Source organism: Saccharothrix sp. CCNWYY140 (assembly GCF_037401995.1).
Classification (GTDB): Bacteria; Actinomycetota; Actinomycetes; order Mycobacteriales; family Pseudonocardiaceae; genus Actinosynnema.
On record NZ_JBBEGC010000033.1, the window covers coordinates 1 to 18,392 of the forward strand.

Below are 18,392 nucleotides of genomic sequence, written 5' to 3' on the forward strand. Positions count from 1 at the left end.
ACGGGGATGACACAAGCAAGAAGCCCAAGTTGCGCTGTGTCCTCCTCGGTGGACTGCCGCTTGCCGGCTCCGCCGAAGAGCACCTCCGGTGCTCTGGGTGGGGTGCCTAGTAGTACGGGCCGAAGCAGAAGGTCAGGGAGCCGTACACGTTGCACTGGATCGGCTTGGTGATGGTGCCCTTGCCGCCCGTCCGGTCGGTCACTACGAGCTGCGCCGAGTAGGTGCCCGTGCGGGCGGGGTAGGTGTGTTTGGTGGTGGCGCCGGTGCCGGTTGTCCCGTCGCCGAAGTTCCAGGTGTAGGAGGCGATGTCACCGTCCGGGTCGGTCGACGCGGTGCCGTTGAAGTCGCATCCGGCCTGGTAGCAGTACACGGTGAAGGACGCCGTCGGGGGCTGCGGGCCGGCCTGCACCCGCCTCGACGTGGTGGCGGTCTTGCCGGCGTTGTCGGTCACGGTCAGCTTCGCCGTGTAGGCGCCGGCTGTGCCGTAGGTGTGGGCCGGCCTGATGCCGGTGCCGGTCGTCCCGTCGCCGAACTCCCAGGTGTAGGAGGTGATCGACCCATCCGGGTCGGACGACGCCGACGCGTCGAAGGTGCAGGACGGGGTCGTGGACGAGCAGGCCGCGGTGAACGAGGCCTTCGGCGCGCCCGGGTCGCGGGTGCCGAGGTCGTCCACGAAGAGCAGCCGGTTGGGGGAGTCCTTCGGGTCGGTGACCTTGTTGGTGGTCGCCGTGTCCAGCACCTTGGCGTTGGCGTCGGCCACCGAGATGGCCGGGTCGGCGCTGGTCGCCAGCACCAGGCCGCCCGCCACGTGCGGGGTTGCCATCGACGTGCCGCTCATCTGGCCGGTGCCGCCGCCCTTGGTGGTGGACGTGATGGAGGTGCCCGGCCCGAACAGCTCGACGCAACTGCCGTAGTTGGACCCCGAGTTGCTGCTCCACACGCTGCGCTTGTCCGCGTTGTCCGTCGCCCCGACGGTCAGCACGCCCTCCGCGGCAGCCGGGCTGTAGTTGCAGGCGTTCTGGCCCGCGTTGCCCGCCGCGACGGCCCACGCGACGCCCGCCTTGACCGAGTTGGTGACGGCCGTGTCGACCGACGTGGTGCGGCTGCCACCGAGGCTCATGTTGCCCACCGCGGCGGTCGGGGCGTTGCGGGTGACCCAGTCGATGCCCGCGATGATCTTGTCCCACGGGCCGCTGGAGTTGCAGTCCAGCACCCGGACGGCGACCAGTTCGACGTTCTTCGCCACGCCGTAGGTCTTGCTGCCGATCGTGCCGGCCACGTGGGTGCCGTGGCCGTGGCAGTCCCGGGCGTCGCTGTCGTTGTCGATGAAGTCGTAGCCGCTGGTCGCCCGGCCCTCGAAGTCGGGGTGGGTGAAGTCGATGCCGGTGTCCAGCACGTACGCCTTGACCCCGGAACCGTCGTTCGGCGCGGCGAAGGCGTTGTCCAGCGGCAGGTCCCGCTGGTCGACGCGGTCCAGGCCCCACGTCTCGGTCGCGTGCGCCATCGAGTTCTGCTCGACGTGTCGCACCGCCGGGTCCGCGGCGAGCCGCTTGGCCTGGCGCTCGGTCATCTGCACCGAGAAGCCGTGCAGCGCGGCGGAGTAGATCTGGGCGACCTTGCCGTTGTACCGCTCGGCGAGGCCTGTCGCCTGCGCGGACACCGCGGCGGCCTGGGCGCCCGGCACGTCGTGCAGGGCAACGATGTAACTGCCTTCGATGGCGCCCGGAGCGCCCGCACCCAGGACCCGGCCTTCAGCTGCCTGTGCGACACCGACACCGTTGAGCGTCAGTGCGATGGTCGAGGCGATGCCGGCGCACAGACCGGCCATGCGCTTGCCTCGCCCGTGTGAGGTGGACATGCGTAACCAATCTCCTTCAGCCGTAGCAGGATGCGACCCAGCATCGGCACTGCGCACGGCTGAACAACGGGTATCGCGGGCTATTGCGTATACCCGTCTATTGAGTGGTTCCCCGTTCCAGGGCGGTCGCGATGCGGTCGAGGTCGGCGAGCAGCGCCGTCATGCGCTGGGGCGGGATCGCCTCGACCATGCGCTTTTCGACGGCGTAGACGGCGGCCTGCACCTCCGCCAGGCGCGCGTGGCCCTCGTCGGTGAGGTGCGCGGGCAGGGCTCGGCCGTGGTCGGTGGTGGTGGGCCGGGTGATCAGTCCGGCGTCCTGCAAGCCGCGCAGGACGACGTTGCCCGACTGCCGGGTGACGAAGGTGGCGCGGGCGAGGTCGGCGTTGGACATGCCCGGGTGCAGGGCGAGGAGTTCGAGGGTGGAGTACTGCGGCACGGTCAGGCCGTGCTCGCGAAGGACCTTGTCCATCGCGGCGCGCAGGGCGGCTTGCGCGCGCTTGAGCAGGTATCCGACGTGCTGGGTGATGTCGTCGGCGGGGTGGGGCGGCTGGGGCGACATGTCCGCCATCATGTCAGAACTTTGACATCCGGTCCGCCTCGACCTAGTCTCCGATATGTCAAAGCTTTGACATCGACGAAACGAGGAAACCCGTGACCGCCGGCCCTGTGCCCGCCACCATCGACGGCCCCACCTTCGTCGCCCTGCAAGTGCGCGACCTCGACGCGGCGGCGGCGTTCTGCGAGCAGCACCTGGGCCTGCGCCGAGTCGCCGTGTCGCCGCCGCACGCCGTCGTGTTCGACACCAAGCCGACCACGTTCGCCTTGCGCGCGCCCCTCCCGGGCGTCGACCTCGCCGACACCCCGCGGCCCGGCTTGGGCGTGGTGATGTGGTTCCGGGCCGAGGACGCGCACGCGCTCCACGGCCGGCTCACCGAGGCCGGGGTCGAGGTGCTGACGCCGATCACGGAGAGCCCCTTTGGGCCGATGTTCTCCTTCGTCGGACCGGAGGGCTATGTGCTCACCGCGCACGGTGATGTTCGCGCTAACACGCTTTAGCTCAAACGGATAATCGTTTACAGGCGGCCACCTGAGACGTCACCCCTGTTCGGCTCGAACAGGCTTCGTTAGCGTTCACATCCCTACCGGCGATGACGCTGGACCGAAGGGATACCCATGTTCCGCAACCGCTGGGTGAAGTCTCGGGTGGTCGCACTGGTGTGCGGCCTGGTGATCGGGCTGCTGGTCGGCCCGCCCGCCGCGTCGGCCGCCTCGGGCGCGGCCCCGATCACGAAACCACCGATGGGTTGGAACTCCTGGAACAGCTTCGCGGGCGCGATCGACGCGAACCTGATCAAGCAGCAGACCGACGCGCTCGTGGCGTCCGGCATGAAGGACGCCGGCTACGAGTACGTCAACATCGACGAGGGGTGGTGGAAGGGCACCCGGGACGCCGGCGGCAACATCACGATCGACCCCGCGCAGTGGCCCGGCGGGATGACCGCCATCGTCGACTACATCCACAGCAAGGGCCTCAAGGCGGGCATCTACACCGACGCCGGTCGCAACGGTTGCGGCTACTACTACCCGACCGGGCACCCCGCCTACCCCGGCACCGGCAGCGAAGGCCACTACGACCAGGACTTCCTCCAGTTCTCCCGGTGGGGCTTCGACTACGTCAAGGTGGACTGGTGCGGCGGCAACGCCGAGGGCCTGAACGCCCGCGACACCTACACCGCGATCAGCGACTCCATCGCCCGTGCCACCGCGCAGACCGGTCGGCCGATGGTGTTCTCGGTGTGCGAGTGGGGCGACAACCAGCCGTGGAACTGGGCGCCGGGCATCTCGAACCTGTGGCGCACCAGCCACGACATCATCTTCTACGGCGAGCGCCCGGACATGGCCCGGGTCCTGCGCAACTTCGACTCCGCGCAGCACGCGAGCGCGCAGAGCCCCGGCCACTACAACGACCCCGACATGCTCATCGCCGGCATGCCCGGTTTCTCCGACGCCCAGAACCGCACCCACGTGAGCCTGTGGGCGATCGTCGGCGCGCCGTTGATCGCCGGGAACAAGCTCACCGAGATGACCGCCGCCACCCGCGCCACGCTGACCAACCGCGAGATGATCGCCATCGACCAGGACCCGTCCGGGCGGCAGGGGACCAAGGTCGCCGAGGACGCCGCGGGTCTCCAGGTCTACAGCAAGGTCTTGTCGGGCACGGGCAAGCGCGCGGTCGTGCTGCTCAACCGCACCTCCTCGACGGCGAACATCGCCGCCCGGTGGTCGTCGCTGGGCCTGACCGGATCGGCCTCCGTGCGGGACGTGTGGGCGGCGACCGACCGCGGCAGCTTCGCCTCCGGGTACACCGCGTCGGTCCCGGCGGGTGAGGCCGTGCTGCTCACCGTGAGCGGAACCGACGGCACACCGACCGGACGCGCGATCGTGGGCGCGCAGTCGGGCCGCTGCGTGGACGTGCCGAACGGGGGCGCCAACGGCACACAGGCGCAGCTGTGGGACTGCAACGGCCAGCCCCAGCAGTCCTTCACCCAGACCGCGTCCCGGCAGCTGACGGTCAACGGCAAGTGCCTCGACGCCTACAACCTGGGCACCACCAACGGCACGCAGGTCGTCGTGTGGGACTGCAACGGCCAGACCAACCAGCAGTGGAACGTCAACTCCAACGGCACCATCACCGGCGTCCAGTCCAACCTGTGCCTCGACGCGAACGGCCAGGGCACCACGAACGGCACCAAGCTGATCCTGTGGTCCTGCAACGGCCAGTCCAACCAGCAGTGGACCCTGCGCTGACCCCACGCCTGAAAGGACCACCGTGATGTCCTCAGAATCGAACGGATTGTCCCGCAGGCGGTTGATCGCCGCGGCCGGCGCTACCGGGATCGGCGCGGCGACCGGCCTGCTGGGGGCCGGCTCGGCCCGCGGCACCGTCGGCCCGAGCAGCTACACGCCCACCTGGGCGTCGGTGGACCAGCACCCGCCGGCGGCGGAGTGGTTCCAGGACGCCAAGTTCGGCATCTACTTCCACTGGGGCGTGTTCAGCGTCCCCGCGTTCGCGAACGAGTGGTACCCGCGCAACATGTATTTCAGCGGGTCCAACGAGAACCGGCACCACATCGACACCTACGGCGACCCTTCGGCGTGGCCGTACCACAACTTCATCAACGGCGCCCGGGACAAGGCCGGGAACTGGGTGCAGTTCGCGCCCAAGCTGCGTTCGGCGGGCGGCAACTTCGACCCCGACGAGTGGGCGCAGTTGTTCCTCGACGCGGGGGCGAAGTTCGCGGGGCCGGTCGCGGAGCACCACGACGGGTACTCGATGTGGAACAGCACGGTCAACGAGTGGAACTCCGTGCGCACCGGCCCGAAACTGGACCTGGTGCGGTTGCACGCCGACGCCATCCGGCGCAAGGGCATGAAGCTCCTGCTGGCCATGCACCACGCGTACAACTCCACCGGGTTCTTCGAGCGGGTCCCGGCCCAGTCGGACGCGAGCCTGCGCAAGTTGTACGGCCAGCTCGGCCCGGCGGCGCAGAACCAGTTGTGGGTGGACAAGCTCAAGGAGGTCGTGGACGGCTACCAGCCCGACATCCTCTGGCAGGACTTCAACCTCGACGAGGTGGACGAGTCGCGGCGGCTGGAGTTCCTCGCCCACTACTACAACCGTGCGGTGGCGTGGAACAAGGACGTCGTCGCCACCTACAAGGACGGCTTCAACAACCGCGGCGAGGTGTTCGACTACGAACGCGGTGGTCCCGCGGGTCTCCAGCACCCGTACTGGCTGACCGACGACAGCATTTCCAGTTCCAGTTGGTGCTACACGGTCGGCATCGGGTACTACTCGCTGAACGCGATGGTGCACTCGCTGGTCGACCGGGTCAGCAAGAACGGCAACGTGCTGTTGAACATCGCGCCGATGGCGGACGGGACCATCCCGGCCGGGCAGCGGTCGATCCTGTTGGGGATCGGCGACTACCTCAAGCGCTTCGGCGAGTCGATCTACGCCACCCGTGCGTGGTCCAGCTTCGGCGAGGGACCGACGCAGATGGGCGGCGGTTCGTTCACCGAGCCGAGGGCGGGCACGAACCGGGACATCCGGTTCACCCGCAGCAAGGACAACACGGTCCTCTACGCCACCGTGCTGGGGTGGCCGGGATCCACTTTGGACATCACGACCCTCAACGCCAATCGCATCAACCTAAGCTCGCTGGTGTCGGCCCGCCTGCTGAACGCAACCGCGGGTTCCTACACCGACCTGCCCAACCGCACCCAGGACGGCACCGCCCTGCACCTGACCATGCCGTCCTCCACACCTCCGTTCGCCGCCCCGGCCTACGTGGTCAAGCTGACCTTCTCCGGCCAGATCCCCGAGCTGGGCGCGGCCCCGCTGCCGACGGGCTGGGCTCGGATCACCAACGCCGCCACCGGCTTGGTCCTGGACAGCGGCGGCAACGTCGCCTCCGGCTCGCGCGTCAAGCAGTGGAGTTGGGACAGCAGCACGAACCTCCAGTGGCAGCTGGTGGACGTGGGCGGCGGCTACGTCCGCATCGTCAACCGCACCAACGGCATGGTCGCCGACAGCTGGGGCAACTCGGCCAACGGCGCACCGGTCCAGCAGGCCCCGTGGAACGGCGGCAACAACCAGCAGTGGCGCCTCACCAGCGTCGGCAACGGCCGCTACCAGATCGTCAACCGCGGCACCGGCACGGCACTGGACGGCATGGGAGACGCGACCGTGGGAGCCACCTGCGCGATGTGGACCCCCAACTCCAGCCCGAACAACCACTGGACCATCACCAGCGCATGACCCCCTGACGCGCCGCGCGACCCGCCCTCGGGCCGCGCGGCGCGCTCAGGCGCGTTCAGCCGCGAGTCGTTTGCGCTCGGCGGCGATGACCTCGCGGACCAGTTCGGCCTCCGACAGGTCCACCGCGTCTGGGCTGGAGCGGGCCATGTCGCTCACCCGCGCGAAGTCGTCGAAGATCTGTCGCTTGCCGGCCAGCAGTTCGGTGATCCGCTGGTCCACGCTGTCCTCGGAGAGCAGGCGGTGCACCTGGACGGACTGCACCTGGCCCATGCGGTGCGCGCGGGCGATGGCCTGGGCCTCGGTGGTCGGTTTGAGCTGGGGTTCGCAGATCACCACGACGGAGGCGGACTGGATGTTGAGGCCCACCCCGCCCGCCTCGATCTGGGCGACCAGCACCGCGCCGTGCCGGGCCGCCGAGAACGCGTCGACCATCTCCTGCCGCTTGGTGGCCGGGACGCCGCCGGACAGGGGGCCGAACACCGGTCCCGGCAGGGCGCGGGCGACGAGGTTGAGCACGTCCCGGAAGTAGGAGAACACGATGACCCGCCGGCCGTTGTCCTCGGCCTCCTCGACGATCTCCAGCAGCCGCTGGAGCTTCGCGGAGCGGTCGCCCTCCAGCATGGCCGCCTGGCGCATCTCCATGAAGTTCCCGTTGAGCACCGCCTTCCGGTAGCGGATGCGGTCCTGCGCGCCCATCGGCAGCCACTCCTCGACCTCGATGAGCTCGGGGAGTTCGGTGAGCACGTCCTCCTGGTTGCGGCGGAGGTAGGCCTGGGCGATCTCGCGCCGGAACGCCCGGGGTTCCAGGTCGGACGCCTTCACGCGCAGGTCCGGGCGCAGGTAGGACACGAGGTTGCGGAACTCGTCGACCTTGTTCTCCAGCGGTGTGCCGGTGAGCAGGATCGCGCGTCGCGCCCGGCCGACCAGGGCGGCGGTCCGCCGGGTCCGCTGGGCCTGGGGGTTCTTGATGTAGTGGGCTTCGTCCACCACGACGCAGGACAGGTCGCGGACCTGCGCCAGCAGCGGTTCGGCCCAGGCCAGCGTCTCGTAGGTGGTGACGGCGACACCGCCGTCGCGCAGCCACGTCCGCGCCGCGCGGTCGCGTTCCGGGCCGTGCAGCCGGTGGGGGTGCAGCTTGGACTTGCGGCTCAGCTCGCGCATCCAGTTCGTCACGACCGCCGCGGGGCACACGACGAGGAAGGTGTTCTCGCCCTGGCTGCGCAGGTGCGCGAGGACGGCGATGGCCTCGACCGTCTTGCCCAGGCCCATCTCGTCGCCGATGACGACCTTGCGCTGGACCAGGGCGAAGCGCGCGGCGAAGCTCTGGTAGCCGCGCAGCGACGCCACCAGGTGCTCACCGCTGAGCGCCTGGTCCCGCACCGCCGCGATGATCTCCTCGGGCAGGTCGCCCTGCGCCGACTTCTCGTCCTCGGTGATGAACCCGAGTTCGGACAGCATCGCGAAGTAGTCGGCGGGCCGGGCCAGGAAGTCGTCCCACGGGTCGGCGACGCGGCTCTTCCCGCGCGGCGCGGTGGCCGACGCGAGCAGTTCGGCGCGGCGGCGCACGATCCGCACGCCTTCCCGCAGCCCTTCCACCGGCGTGGACCTGGTCGGAATCACGGCGAAGTGGCTCGCGCCCGTGCGCAGGACGTTGCGGAGGGCCGCGAGTTCGGTCGCGCGTTCGAGGTCGGCCGCCGCGCCGCGGGTCTGCCGGGCGGCGTCCCACTCGGCGAGGCGGCGCAGCAGGTCCGTCGTCTCGGGGTGGCGGTGGGCGATGTCGATGCGGACGGGCATCTCGTCGAACGTCGTCTTGCGCAGCGTCTGCGCCGCGCCGACCATCCGTCGGGCGGAGGTCTCACCGACGCCGGGCAGCGCCTGGAGTCCCATGTCGCGGCGCAGCACCTCGTGCACGGTGGTGATGCCCGCGTCGGCGAGCGGGCCGAGCCGCAGGCGCTCGCGGGTGGCGCGGCCCAGGGCGTCGACCGGCATCTTCTCCAGCACGCGGCGCACTTCCCCGCGGCGCACCACGGTGGCCGCCGCCGTGACGGCGTCGCGGAACACGGTCTCGTTCGCCACGGCCCGGCCGATGGCGTCGAGCGCTTCGGGCAGGCCCTGGAACTGCGCGCGGTCGACGATCTCCGGCCCGGCGGCATCCCGGGGGAGCAGGCCGAAGCGCAACTCCGGCCGGAACAACGCGTCCAGCCCCAGGGTGCCGCTGTCCACCCGCCCGGTGAACCCGCCCAGGCGGTGCAGGCGCGCGGGCACGTCGACCGCTTCCGCGTGCCGCGCCCGCAGGAACTCCGCAGCGGCGGTCGCGGCCTGTTTCTTCGCCGCTCCGCTGAACAGGCGGCGGACGCCGAACAGCGCTGTCACCTCGCCCAGCGCCTTCGACACCGGTCCGGAGAGCAGACGCAGCAGCTCGCTGTCGGACGTCGTCGGTTCGGGCAGGTTCGCGCGGTCTGCGAGGGCGCGCACCACGGCCACGTCGGCCCGCTCCAGCGGCACCACGCGCCAGGCGGGTTGACCGCCCCTGGCGACGTCGACCGCCCGTGCCCGCAACGCCTGCTCGCCCTGCGCGGCGGCGGTGGACACCGCTTCGCGCCAGGACCGCGTCCGTGCGGCCAGATCCACCCATTCGGTGAATTCGTCCGCAATCCTGCGGAGTGAATCGCGTTCTGTTCTGTCCATGCCCCGTCGCACGATAACGCATTCCGCGCCCTCTCCGATGTGGAGTCGGGGAGAGGTTCGAGTCGGAGGTGGCCAGTGCGGCTGGAGGAACTCGCGTCCGGTGTCCGGGTGACGGGGGTAGTGCCCGGCGAGGTGGTCGCGGTGGTCGCCGCGTTGTGGCACGGTTCCGACGCCGTGGAGGTGGTCTACAAGACCGCCGACAACCAGGTCGGTCAGCGGTTGCTGTTCCGGGAGGACGAGGCCAGCCTCGCGCCGTCCGACGCGGGCAGCAGGCCGTTCGACGCCGACGCGGAGCAGTTCCGGCTCGTCGCCGAGGCTCAGCGGATCTCTCTGGCGGGCCTGTACGACCCGATGACGGCCGTGGCCACCAGTGACGTCCGGCCCCTGCCGCACCAGATCCGGGCGGTGTACGGGGAGATGCTGGAGCGGGCGCCGCTGCGGTTCCTGCTGGCCGACGACCCGGGCGCGGGCAAGACGATCATGGCCGGCCTCTACGTCAAGGAACTGCTGCTGCGCGACGACGTGCGGCACTGCCTGGTCGTCGCGCCCGGCGGACTGGTCGAGCAGTGGCAGGACGAGCTGTACTTCAAGTTCGGGCTGCGCTTCGAGATCCTCACCACCGAGATGGCGGACGCCGCGTACGGCGCCAACGTCTTCGAGCACCACCCGCTGCTCATCGCCCGCATGGACCAGCTCGCGCGCAACGAGCGGCTCACCGCCCAGGTCTACGAAGCGGAGTTCGACCTGGTGGTCGTGGACGAGGCGCACCGGATGGGCGCGCACTACTTCGGCGGCAAGCTCGACAAGACCCGGCGCTTCCAGCTCGGCGAGGCCCTGCGCGACCGCACCCGACACCTGCTGCTGATGACGGCGACGCCGCACTCGGGCAAGGAGGAGGACTTCCAGCTCTTCCTCACGCTGTTGGAGCGCGACGGCTTCGAGGGCAGGTTCAAGGCCGGTGTCCACAACGCCGACACCAGCGGCCTGATGCGGCGCACGGTGAAGGAAGACCTGCTCACCTTCGAGGGCAAGCCGCTGTTCCCCGAACGCGTCGCCCAGACGGTGCCCTACGAGCTCACGGCGGCCGAACAGGACCTTTACGAGCGCGTCACCGACTACGTGCGCGAGGGCATGAACCGCGCCGAGCGGTTGGAGGACAAGCGCCGCAACACGGTCGGATTCGCCCTCACCGTCCTCCAGCGCCGCCTGGCGTCCAGTCCCCAGGCCATCCACCAGTCACTGGTCCGGCGGGTGGAGCGGCTGACGACCAGGCGCGACGACCTCCTGCTCGGTCGCCGCGCGATCGACGACACCACCGTGGACCCGACCGACTGGGACGACGATGAGCGCGGCGCGGAGGAGGTCGAACGGGTCGAGGAAGAGCTGCTCGACGCGGCCACCACGGCCCGCACGGTGGAGGAACTGGACGCCGAGTTGGCCGAACTCCGCCACCTGGTCGACGTCGCCGGGCGGGTGCGGGAGCTGGACACCGACCGCAAGTGGGTCGAGCTGCGCAGGATTCTGGAGGACAACGACCTCATCCACCCCGGCGCCGCGCGCCCGCGCAAGCTGATCATCTTCACCGAGCACCGCGACACGCTGGACTACCTGGGCCGCAAGATCCGCGCGCTGTACGGCGGGCACCGGGCCGTGCAGGCGATCCACGGCGGCGTGCCGCGCGCCGAACGGCGTGCCATCACCGAGGAGTTCACCAAGAACCCGGCCTGCCGCGTCCTGCTCGCGACCGACGCGGCGGGGGAGGGCCTCAACCTCCAGGCCGCCCACCTGATGGTCAACTACGACCTCCCGTGGAACCCGAACCGCATCGAGCAGCGCTTCGGCCGCATCCACCGCATCGGCCAGACCGAGGTGTGCCACCTGTGGAACCTGGTGGCCTCGAACACCCGCGAGGGCGAGGTGTTCACCCGCCTGCTCCAGAAGGTCGAGGAGCAGCGCAAGGCCTACGGCGGCAAGGTGTTCGACGTGCTGGGCGCGGCCTTCGACGAGACGCCGCTGCGCGACCTGCTGATCGAGGCCATCCGCTACGGGGACCGGCCGGAGACGCGGGCCAGGATGGAACAGGTGATCGACGCCTCGGTCGCCCACGGGCTCAGCGAACTGCTCGAAGACCGGGCGTTGACGCGGGAGGTCATGTCCGACACCGACCTCGTGCAGGTGCGTCGGCTCATGGAGGAGGCCACCGCGCGCCGCCTCCAACCGCACTACGTCGAGTGGTCGTTCCGCAACGCCTTCCAGCGGCTGGGCGGCCGGATCGTCCGGCGCGAACCCGGCCGGTACGAGGTGACCCACGTCCCGCCCGCCGTGCGCGCCGTCGTGAAGCACGGACCGGTGAGCACGCACTACGACCGGGTGACGTTCGACCTGGACCGCATCGCGGTGGAGGGCGCGCCGCGGGCCGACCTGCTCGCGCCGGGGCACCCGCTGTACGACGCGGTCGTCGGCCTCACCACCACCCAACTGCGCGATGTGCTGACCAGGGGCACCGTCCTGGTGTCCGACGCGGTCGAGGAACCCCGGTTGCTGGTGGGTGTGCTGGAGGAGGTGGTCGACGGGACCGACCAGTCCATCGCCCGCCGCTTCGGCTACGCCTACGTCGATTCCGCCGGGCGGGTGACCCCGGCCGGCCCCGCGCCCTACCTGGACTGCGTGCCGGCGCCCGCCACGGTCGCGGTGAAGGCGGCCCGCGAGCTGCCGTGGCTGGGTGAAGCCGAGTCCCAGGCCAGGTCGTGGATCATCGGTCACCGGTTGAAGGACTACCTCGCCGAGGTCGCGCCGCGCCGGCTCGCGGAGGTGGAGCGCACGCGGGCGCGGGTCGACCAGCGGCTCACCGCCGAGTCCGACCGCCTGCGCGCCGAAGCCGAGGTGGCACGGCGCCGGGAACGCGCGGGCGACAAGCCCAAGGAGACCGCGGACAGCCTCCTGCGCAAAGCCCAGGACCTCTCGGCACGCCGCCACGCGCGCCTGGCGCTGCTCGACCGGCAGGCCCACCTGACCACGGCACCGCCGAAGATCACCACGGCCGCGCTCGTCGTGCCGCTGGCGATGGTGGAGAACGAGATCCCGCGGGACGCCCCCATCCGCGCCAAGGAGACCGAGGAGGTCGAGCGGCGCGGCGTGGAGAAGGTCCTCGCCACCGAACGGGCGTTGGGCCGCAACCCGCAGGAGCAGGCGGCCAACAACCCCGGCTACGACATCCTCTCCACGCCGCCCGACGACGGTCCGTCGATCCGCATCGAGGTCAAAGCCCGCCTGGAGGGCGCGGCCGACTTCTACGTCACCCACAACGAGGTGGTCACCGCCCAGAACGCCGCGCCGAACTACCGCCTGGCCCTGGTGACCGTCAGCCGCCGGGGTCCGGAGCACGACGAGGTGCGGTACGTGTCGGCGCCGTTCAAGGGCGTCGACTTCGGCTCGCTGGCGGCGACCGGCCTGCGGGCCGACTGGCGCCGCACGTGGGGCGCCGCCACCGCGCCGTTCTGAGCACCGGTCACAGGTCGAGGACCAGGCGTGGGCCGCGGGCGCGGGACACGCAGATCATCATCACGTCGCCGGCGGCTCGCTCGCCGGCGTCGAGGACGGAGTCCCGGTGGTCCGGGAGGCCTTCCAGCACACCGGTTTCGCACGTGCCGCAGGTTCCCTCCCGGCACGACGACAGCACCTCGATCCCGGCTTCCTCCAGGACCTGCACTATCGACCTGTCCTCCGGCACGACCAGGGTCCGACCCGACCGTGCCAGCTCCACGTCGAACGACGTGCGCTCGCCGTTGGTGGCCTTGGGCGTGAAGCGTTCGACGTGCAGTCGGGCGGGGGAGCGTTGTTCGACGGCGGCCAGGAGGGGTTCGGGGCCGCAGCAGTAGACCTCGGCCTCGGCCTCCAAGAACGTGTCCAGGTCCAGCAAACCGGTCTCGTCCTCGGGTCGCACGAGCACCCGATCGCCGTACTGGCTCAGCACTTCGTCCGCGAAAGCCATCGACGAGCGCCTCCGCCCGCCGTACAGCAACCGCCACGACGCACCGCGCGCGGCGACCTCCCTGATCATCGGCAGTATCGGAGTGATCCCGATACCACCGGCGATGAACAGGTAACGCTCCGCCGGCACCAACGGGAAGTGGTTGCGCGGCCCGCGAAGGCGGACCCCGCGACCCTCGGTCAGCTCGGAATGGACGTGCCGCGAGCCGCCACGGCCGGAAGGCTCGTGCAGCACCGCCACCTGGTACGCCGAGCGGTCCGCCGGGTCGCCGCACAGCGAGTACTGGCGGACCAGGTCCGGACCCAGGACCAGGTCCACGTGGGCACCCGGGGTCCACGGCGGCAGAGGGGCGTCGTGGGGGTGGCGCAGGGTCAGCCGCACGACGTCCTCGGCGACGACCTCCCTGCGCCCCACCACGACCTCGACGTCAGCCACGGTCGTGGCCCTCCGGGTGGGACAACAACCAGTCCCACAGCGCCACCGGGTCCTCCGAGTCGTGCTCGGCGCCGCAGTGGCACACGCCCACCAGCAGGTCCGTGCCCGGTTCCCAGTGGACGCGGTAGACGGTGTCGCCGCGCAACATCGCGACCCGGTGGCTCATACCGGGGCCACCTCGGAGGCCTCGGCGACCATGCGCTTGAGGATCCGCCGGGCCGCCAGGCCACCCGTGTCGATGTTGATCGACAGCTCCTGGTAGCCCAGCGGCTCGGCGGCGATCACGCGTTCCAGCAAGTCCAGCGCGGTGACGTCCTGGAGCACCACCGTGCGGTTGCTCTCCCGCAGGAACTCCGACACGCCTTCGTCGTCCAGCGCGAAGTCCCTGGCCACGGCCCAGAAGTCGTGCGTGCTGTGCTCGGTCTCCGGGGTGATGGCGTAGACGACCTCGACGTGGAAGCCGTGCGGGTCGGTGCCGTCGGGTTCGGGCAGCACGCCGACCGGCGCGACCCGGCTGTGCAGCAGGTACAGGCACGGCGGGTGGTACTCGATGTCCTGCCAGCGCGTGATGCGGCCCTCGATCCCGGTGGACTTGGCGTAGAACGGCGGGCAGGCGGCGTCGGCCATGTGCCGGCTGACGTAGATGACCCCGTTGTCCTCGTCGACCTCGGTGGTGATCGGCGTGTTGGCCACCTCGGGGGTGCCGATGTACCCGCCGTGCAGGTAGGTCTCGTGCGACAGGTCCATCAGGTTGTCCACCAGCAGCTCGTACCGCGCCGCCAGCGGTTCCATGCCGCTCACCGTGGTGTAGCCGGGGTCGGCGAGCCAGGGCGCGCGGGGGATCCGCGACCGGTCGGCCCGGTCGCGGTCGCCGATCCACACCCACACGAACGAGTCCTGCTCCACCACCGGGTAGGACGCCACCCGCGCGGTGCGCGGGATGCGGGCCTGGCCGGGCACGAACACGCAGGCGCCGGCCTTGTCGTAGGTGAAGCCGTGGTAGCCGCAGACGATCGTGTCGCCCTCCAGCCTGCTCTCCGAGAGCGGGTAGCGCCGGTGCACGCACCGGTCCGCCAGCGCCACCACCTCCCCCTCCTCGCTGCGGTAGAAGACCAACGGCTCGCCCAGGACGGTCCGGGCGAACAGCTCGCGCCCGATCTCGCGGCCGTAAGCCGCCACGTACCACTGGTTGCGCGCGAACGTCATGGTTGAGCGACCTCCTGCGGTGGCATGGTGCGGGGCGTCGGATCGTCCAGGTCGGCGCGGTGGGTCTCCGGCACGAACACGATCGCGACGAGGCTGACGAGGCAGATCACGGCGAGGTATACGGCGGTCGACAGCGACGTGCCGGTCGCGGCGTACAGCGAGGTCGCGATCAACGGCGCCAGCCCACCGCCGACGATCGCGCTGAGCTGGTACCCCAGCGACGCGCCGCTGTAGCGCACCCGGGTCGGGAACAACTCGGCGGCGATGGCGGCCTGCGGGCCGTACATCGCGGACAGGAACGTCACCGCCACCACCAGACCGACCAGCACGGCCGCCGGGCTGCGGGTGTCCAGCAGCAGGAACAGCGGCCACGCCCAGAGCGTGGACAGGACCGCGCCGGCCAGGAAGACCTTGCGGCGGCCGAGCCGGTCGGACAGCGCGGACAACGCCGGCGTGGCCACCAGCTGCACGACGCTGGCGAGCAGCACCAGCAGCAGCACCGTGCTGCGCGACATCTTCAACGGCCCGGTGGTGTAGGACAGGACGTAGACCAGGGTGATGTAACCGATGGTGTTGGCGGCCATGAACGCCAGACCCGCCAGCACGACCCGCCGCCAGTGGTCGCGCAGCAGTTCCACGACCGGCATCCGCGAATCCGTCCGCGCCTTCTTCGCCGCGAGGAACAGCGGCGACTCCTCCAGCCGCAGCCGGATGTACAGGCCGATCACGATCAGCACCGCGCTGAGCAGGAACGGCACCCGCCAGCCCCACGCGGCGAACCGCTCGGGTCCCAGCACCGAGTTCGTCGTCAGGAACACCAGGTTGGACAGGATGATGCCGGCCGGCACTCCCATCTGCGGGAAGCTGCCGTAGAAACCGCGGCGGGCACCCGGCGCGTGCTCGACCGCGACGAGCACGGCGCCGCCCCACTCGCCGCCTACGCCGAGGCCTTGCGCGAACCGCAGCGTCACCAACAGGATCGGCGCCCACACCCCGATCTGCGCGTAGGTCGGCAGCAGGCCGATGAGCACGGTCGCCACACCCATCACCAGCAGTGAGGTGACCAGCATCGACTTGCGGCCGACGCGGTCGCCGAAGTGTCCCATGAGGACACTGCCCAGCGGCCGGGCCAGGAAGCCGACCGCGAACGTGGACAGCGACGCCAGCGTGGCCGCCAGGGGCGACAAGGAGGGGAAGAACTGCTTGCCGAAGACCAACGCGGCGGCGTTGGCGTAGATGAAGAAGTCGTACCACTCGATCGCGGTGCCGACGAAACTCGTGCCCGCGATCCGGCCGATGGACCGCGTTCCGCTGGAGCCCGGTCCGGATGGGGACGGCGTCATTGCCATGATTGCCTCCGCTGCGAGGGCGGGTGTGCTGCCGGTCCGCGGCGCGGACCTCAGGTGTAGTGGCGGAGCACCGCCTGGGCGACGCACGCGGGCTTGTCGCCGCCGTCGACCTCGATGGTGAAGTCGATCAGCATCTCCACGCCGTCGCCCTTGACCTCGGTGACGCCGGCGACGACGCCGTGCAGCCGGATCTTCGCGCCGACCCGCACGGGGGAGGGGAAGCGGACCTTGTTGAGCCCGTAGTTGACGCTCATGGTCACGCCGTTGATGGTGAGCAGTTCGGTGAACAGCGGGATGATCAGCGACAGGGTGAGGTAGCCGTGCGCGATGGTGCCGCCGAACGGTCCGCCCGCCGCCCGGTCGGGGTCGGTGTGGATCCACTGGTGGTCGTTGGTGGCCTCGGCGAACAGGTTCACCCGGTCCTGGGTGACCTCGAACCACTCGGTGTGCCCGAGGTCGGCGCCGGCCAGCGCTTTCAGCCCTGCCACGCCCTCTGCGGTGGTCTGCATGTGTCTCCTGTGGACGGTCAGCTCCCGCCGTAACGGGCGCGCACGAGTTTCTTCAGCAGCTTCCCGGTGGCGCTCTGCGGCAACTCGTCCACGAACACCACCGATTTGGGGATCTTGTAACCGGCCAGCCGGTCCCGCAGGAACGCCAGGACCTCCGGCCCGCTGGTCGCCTCCGCGCCCGGCCGGACCGTGACGACCGCCCGGCCAACCTCGCCCCACCGGTCGTCCGGGACGCCGATCACGGTGCACTCGGCGATCGCGGGATGCTCGTGGAGAGCGCTCTCGACCTCGGCGGGGTAGATGTTCTCGCCGCCGGAGATGATCACGTCCTTGAGGCGGTCGACCACGGTGATGTAGCCGTCCTCGTCCGGGGTGGCGACGTCGCCGGAGTGGAACCACTCGTCCGGGCCGAAGGCCTGCGCGGTCTCGTCGGGGTTGCGCCAGTAGCCGCGCATCACGGTCGGGCCGCTGACCACGATCTCGCCCTTCTCGCCGGGTCCGACCTCGGCGAGGTCCGGCCCGACCACGCGCACGTTGGTGAAGAAGTGCGGCACCCCGGCGGTCCCGGCCTTGGCCAGGCTCATCTCCTTGGTCAGGTACAGGGCGCCGGGGGAGGTCTCGGTCATGCCGTAGCCCTGGCTGAAGGACAGGCCGCGCCGCTGGTAGGTGCGGATGGTCGCCTCCGGCACGGGCGCGCCGCCGCAGTTGACCTGCCGCAGGCTGGACAGGTCCGCGTCCTCCCACCGGGGGCAGGCGGCGATCGCGTTGTACATGGTGGGGACGCCGAACATGTAGGTGACGCGGTGGGTTTCGACCTGGTCGAGCACCTTGACGGGGTCGAAGGCGGACATGAGGACGACCGTGCCGCCTTTGATGAGCGTGGGCAGGCAGGTCATGTTGAGGCCGGCGGTGTGGAACAGCGGCGCGACCACCAGCGTCACCTCGTCGGCGGCCAGGTCGATGTCGACCAGCACGTTGACCGTGTTCCAGGTGAGGTTGCCGTGGGTGAGCATGGCGCCCTTGGGCCGCCCGGTCGTGCCCGAGGTGTACATGATCAGGCACAGGTCGTCGAGCGTGACCGGTTCGTCGATCGGGTCGGCCGCCGAGGCGGTGATCAGGTCCTCGTAGGAGGTTTCACCCTCGGCCGGGTGGTCGAGGGCGATCAGCCGCAGCGGGCCGGCGGCTTGGACGAGGGATGCCAGTTCCGGCGCGTAGATCAGCGCGTCACTGCCGGAGTCGGTCAGGATGTGCGCGACCTCTGCCGGTGCCAGCCGTGTGTTGAGCGGCACGAACACCGCGCCGAGCACACCGGTGGCGAACAACGTCTCCAGGAAGGCGGGGTGATTCGGTCCGAGGTAAGCGACCCGGTCGCCTTTGCGCACACCGAGCCCGCGCAGGCCGTGTGCCAGCCGGAGGACCCGGTCGTGCAGTTGCCGATAGGTCGACGCTTGGCCTTCGTGGACCACCGCCACCTTGTCCGGTGTCTTGCGGACCCGCCGCGCGGTCCACGAGCCGATGCCCTGGTTGCGCATGA

13 protein-coding genes are annotated in these 18,392 nt (G+C 70.3%); 4 read left to right on the forward strand and 9 right to left on the reverse strand.

The window, feature by feature from the left end; all coding sequences use genetic code 11:
• Positions 1–106: 106 nt before the first annotated feature.
• Positions 107–1,858: a PKD domain-containing protein gene (locus WBN91_RS17165; protein WP_337724818.1), complete on the reverse strand. Its 1,752-nt coding sequence runs from the start codon at positions 1,856–1,858 to the stop codon at positions 107–109.
• Positions 1,859–1,955: 97 nt separating this feature from the next.
• Complete coding sequence (locus WBN91_RS17170) at positions 1,956–2,417, reverse strand: MarR family winged helix-turn-helix transcriptional regulator (RefSeq protein WP_337724819.1); 462 nt, start codon at positions 2,415–2,417, stop codon at positions 1,956–1,958.
• 92 nt (positions 2,418–2,509) lie between these two features.
• Here WBN91_RS17170 and WBN91_RS17175 point away from each other — a divergent pair, with 92 nt between their 5' ends.
• The 3 genes from WBN91_RS17175 (at position 2,510) to WBN91_RS17185 (ending at position 6,680) form a co-directional block, all read left to right on the forward strand.
• Positions 2,510–2,914 (forward strand): VOC family protein, encoded by a 405-nt coding sequence (locus tag WBN91_RS17175; protein WP_337724820.1) that lies wholly within the window; start codon positions 2,510–2,512, stop codon positions 2,912–2,914.
• 117 nt (positions 2,915–3,031) lie between these two features.
• Positions 3,032–4,666, forward strand: a complete 1,635-nt coding sequence (locus WBN91_RS17180) for a glycoside hydrolase family 27 protein (protein ID WP_337724821.1) — start codon at positions 3,032–3,034, stop codon at positions 4,664–4,666.
• Positions 4,667–4,691: 25 nt separating this feature from the next.
• Entirely contained in the window at positions 4,692–6,680 is a 1,989-nt protein-coding gene (locus WBN91_RS17185; protein ID WP_337724822.1) for an alpha-L-fucosidase, read from the forward strand.
• A 45-nt stretch (positions 6,681–6,725) separates the two neighbouring features.
• Here WBN91_RS17185 and WBN91_RS17190 read toward each other — a convergent pair whose 3' ends face one another.
• On the reverse strand, positions 6,726–9,368 hold the full coding sequence (locus tag WBN91_RS17190; RefSeq protein WP_337724823.1) for a DEAD/DEAH box helicase: 2,643 nt from the start codon (positions 9,366–9,368) through the stop codon (positions 6,726–6,728).
• A 75-nt stretch (positions 9,369–9,443) separates the two neighbouring features.
• Here WBN91_RS17190 and WBN91_RS17195 point away from each other — a divergent pair, with 75 nt between their 5' ends.
• The gene (locus WBN91_RS17195) at positions 9,444–12,869 is read left to right on the forward strand and encodes a helicase-related protein (RefSeq protein ID WP_337724824.1); all 3,426 of its coding nucleotides are present in this window, start codon (positions 9,444–9,446) and stop codon (positions 12,867–12,869) included.
• 7 nt (positions 12,870–12,876) lie between these two features.
• Here the strand turns inward: WBN91_RS17195 and WBN91_RS17200 are convergent, their stop codons facing one another.
• From WBN91_RS17200 to WBN91_RS17225, 6 genes are read right to left on the reverse strand one after another with little or no spacing between them, the layout of a single operon-like run.
• Entirely contained in the window at positions 12,877–13,794 is a 918-nt protein-coding gene (locus WBN91_RS17200) for a PDR/VanB family oxidoreductase (protein WP_337724825.1), read from the reverse strand.
• Positions 13,787–13,960: a hypothetical protein gene (locus tag WBN91_RS17205; protein ID WP_337724826.1), complete on the reverse strand. Its 174-nt coding sequence runs from the start codon at positions 13,958–13,960 to the stop codon at positions 13,787–13,789. The genes WBN91_RS17200 and WBN91_RS17205 overlap by 8 nt, the downstream gene beginning before the upstream one ends.
• Positions 13,957–15,000, reverse strand: coding sequence for an aromatic ring-hydroxylating dioxygenase subunit alpha (locus tag WBN91_RS17210; protein ID WP_337724827.1), 1,044 nt, complete (start codon positions 14,998–15,000; stop codon positions 13,957–13,959). The genes WBN91_RS17205 and WBN91_RS17210 overlap by 4 nt, the downstream gene beginning before the upstream one ends.
• Positions 14,997–16,343, reverse strand: coding sequence for an MFS transporter (locus WBN91_RS17215; protein ID WP_337724828.1), 1,347 nt, complete (start codon positions 16,341–16,343; stop codon positions 14,997–14,999). The genes WBN91_RS17210 and WBN91_RS17215 overlap by 4 nt, the downstream gene beginning before the upstream one ends.
• A gap of 56 nt (positions 16,344–16,399) precedes the next feature.
• Complete coding sequence (locus tag WBN91_RS17220) at positions 16,400–16,858, reverse strand: MaoC family dehydratase (RefSeq protein WP_337724829.1); 459 nt, start codon at positions 16,856–16,858, stop codon at positions 16,400–16,402.
• Positions 16,859–16,875: 17 nt separating this feature from the next.
• Complete coding sequence (locus tag WBN91_RS17225; RefSeq protein WP_337724830.1) at positions 16,876–18,390, reverse strand: acyl-CoA synthetase; 1,515 nt, start codon at positions 18,388–18,390, stop codon at positions 16,876–16,878.
• Positions 18,391–18,392: the final 2 nt, after the last annotated feature.

Bases quoted from the DNA above. Each gene is read 5' to 3' on its own strand.
- WBN91_RS17165 (WP_337724818.1), bottom strand. From the start codon at position 1,858: ATGTCCACCTCACACGGGCGAGGCAAGCGCATGGCCGGTCTGTGCGCC.
- WBN91_RS17170 (WP_337724819.1), bottom strand. From the start codon at position 2,417: ATGTCGCCCCAGCCGCCCCACCCCGCCGACGACATCACCCAGCACGTC.
- WBN91_RS17180 (WP_337724821.1), top strand. From the start codon at position 3,032: ATGTTCCGCAACCGCTGGGTGAAGTCTCGGGTGGTCGCACTGGTGTGC.
- WBN91_RS17185 (WP_337724822.1), top strand. From the start codon at position 4,692: ATGTCCTCAGAATCGAACGGATTGTCCCGCAGGCGGTTGATCGCCGCG.
- WBN91_RS17190 (WP_337724823.1), bottom strand. From the start codon at position 9,368: ATGGACAGAACAGAACGCGATTCACTCCGCAGGATTGCGGACGAATTC.
- WBN91_RS17205 (WP_337724826.1), bottom strand. From the start codon at position 13,960: ATGAGCCACCGGGTCGCGATGTTGCGCGGCGACACCGTCTACCGCGTC.
- WBN91_RS17210 (WP_337724827.1), bottom strand. From the start codon at position 15,000: ATGACGTTCGCGCGCAACCAGTGGTACGTGGCGGCTTACGGCCGCGAG.
- WBN91_RS17215 (WP_337724828.1), bottom strand. From the start codon at position 16,343: ATGACGCCGTCCCCATCCGGACCGGGCTCCAGCGGAACGCGGTCCATC.
- WBN91_RS17220 (WP_337724829.1), bottom strand. From the start codon at position 16,858: ATGCAGACCACCGCAGAGGGCGTGGCAGGGCTGAAAGCGCTGGCCGGC.
- WBN91_RS17225 (WP_337724830.1), bottom strand. From the start codon at position 18,390: ATGCGCAACCAGGGCATCGGCTCGTGGACCGCGCGGCGGGTCCGCAAG.